General features: G+C 68.5%; 3 protein-coding genes. 1 reads left to right on the top strand and 2 read right to left on the bottom strand.

What is annotated here, in order from left to right:
• Both FVW20_RS13260 and FVW20_RS13255 read right to left on the bottom strand, forming a co-directional pair.
• A partial coding sequence (locus FVW20_RS13260; protein ID WP_196609987.1) for an MFS transporter occupies window positions 1-939 on the bottom strand: 939 nt, incomplete at its 3' end.
• 39 nt (window positions 940-978) lie between these two features.
• Complete coding sequence (locus FVW20_RS13255) at window positions 979-1,536, bottom strand: DUF2148 domain-containing protein (protein ID WP_196609986.1); 558 nt, start codon at window positions 1,534-1,536, stop codon at window positions 979-981.
• Between the two features lie 180 nt (window positions 1,537-1,716).
• Here FVW20_RS13255 and FVW20_RS13250 point away from each other — a divergent pair.
• On the top strand, window positions 1,717-2,132 hold a 416-nt coding region (locus tag FVW20_RS13250; protein ID WP_372435001.1), incomplete at its 3' end, for a Chromate resistance protein ChrB.

The following is a 2,132-nucleotide window of genomic DNA, read 5'->3' as shown; positions in this document are numbered from 1 at the left end:
CCCCGCCAGATGCGGCACCGCCGCGAAGGGCACGGCGCAGGCCACCACGCCCGCCACGATCAACCCGCGCCGCCCGAGCATGCCGCGCGCGTCGGATACCCGGCCCAGCAAGGGCTTGGCCAGCAGGGTGGTCACCACCTGCACGGCCCACAACAGCCCGGCCTGCAACGGAGCCAGCCCGGCCACGGTCACGGCGTACACCGGCAGGAATGCTTCCAGCGCGCCCATGCTCATGTTCTGCACGCCCTCCATGGCCGATACGGCCACCACCCGCCGGTCGGACGCCACCTCGCGGATGCCGGAGGCAAACTGTCCGAACCGGGCGCGGAATCCGCCGGATGTTGCCGATGGGGTGTTCTCACCTCCGTCGCGCAACACCCGCCAGCCCAGAGCCAGCGCCGCAAGGCCGGTCGCCGCCACCATCCCGTACACCACCCGGAAGGCCACGGGCGATCCGCCCGCCTCGGCCCCCAGGAGCGACAGGGCAAGCCCGCCCACGGGCGCACCCGCCAGCGTGCCTATGATGCCCACGGACGAGAACCAACCCAGCATTTCGCCCTTGCGCGCACCGGCCATGTCGGCCACCACGGCCATGACCACCGGGCCGTACACCGCCGTGGCGAACCCGTGCACGAAGCGCACGGCCACCAGTTGGGCATAGTCGTCCACCACAAGGTACGCGAAGGGGGCCAGCGCGAAGAAGCACAGCCCCGCCAGCATGGTGCGCCGCCGCCCGATGACGTCGGACAGCGCCCCGGCGGGCAGCTTGAAGAAGATGCCCGTCACCGTGGAAATGCCCACGGCAAGGCCCACGGCCTCCGGCCCCGCCCCCAGGAACACCGCGAACAGCGGCAGCACCGGGTTGCGTGCCAGCGCGTACGAGAAGCGAGCCAGAAATCCCACCGAGCACAAGGCCCGGAACATGGCCAACGTGTGCATGATCGTTTCCTTTCGCCGGGCGCGGCAGGCGCCCCGCTTCTATTTCTTGCCGGGCCGGTCGTGGAAGATGGACTTGCCGTACACGCCCACGGGCACGCCCATGACCACGTCGGCCTCGATGATGCCCAGCGCCCGCGCCGCCGCGCCCACGCGCTGCTGCACGCGGTTGTCGATGCTGAGCAGGCTGGCCGCCTTTGCGGCCGAGGACAGCGCGCAGCCGATGTCGATGATGCGCATGACGCAGTGCGGGCCGCCGTAGCCCATTTCCTTGGCGAAGGAAGGCTGCTGCCCGCGCGCCGCCAGAAAGGCCTTGCACGATTCGTGGCCGCAGGCCCCGCAATCGTACCCGGCGGCGGGGGAGGAACGCAGCCCCGCCAGCACCACGGCGTGGCACTGGGCGATGTTGTCCGCGTCGCGCAGCCAGTAGGCCTCGTTGGTGCTGCGCGGGGCAAAGTCGCGCATGGCATCGGCCATGCGGGTCAGATCCGCCTCGTCGGAAACCACGGCGATTTCCAGAAAGTCCTTGCCGCCCGCCTTGGGGGCAGTACGCATGGCGGCGGCCATCAGTCCGGCGGCCAGAACGGAAACTTCTTTCATGACTGACTCCATCTTGTTTGTTTTCAGCATGTTGGTTGCTATTTCGCCATCCATGCGCACACGAAAAACAACTGCCCTATCGCGTAGTGCAATTGACATATATTGAGAGCCGCTCGATATGTCAATTGCCACCATCGATAAAAATTTGTATGTTGCAGTTGACACACCAAGGAGCCTGCCATGTCCCCGGACCAGACCCGCGACCTGCCGTGGTTGCTGTGCATCCACAACATTCCCCCCAAGCCGCCCTACCTGCGGGCCAAGGCCGCTCGCCGCCTTGCCGCGCTGGGGGCCGTGGCCCTGAAAAACGCGGTGTACGTGCTGCCCGACGGCGAGCGCCAACGCGACGGCCTGCTCTGGTTGGCCCGCGAGATCGAGGAAGGCGGAGGCCGGACCTTCGTGTGCGGGGCCTGCTTTGATGTGGAAGCGGGCGGGGTGACCGACGCCCAGGTCAAGGCGCTGTTCGTGGACGCGCGCGATGCCCAGTACCGGGAACTGGCCGCCGAGGCGCAGCCGGAATTCGAAACCCTGGGCGACCCGCGCGAGGCCGACGCCCCCCGACGCGACGCCGTGGCCGCGTGGGCCGCGCAACTGCG

Origin of the sequence: Nitratidesulfovibrio oxamicus (assembly GCF_015731765.1) — a bacterium.
Lineage (GTDB): Bacteria > Desulfobacterota > Desulfovibrionia > Desulfovibrionales > Desulfovibrionaceae > Cupidesulfovibrio > Cupidesulfovibrio oxamicus.
This window is presented reverse-complemented; position numbering and strand designations above follow the sequence as displayed.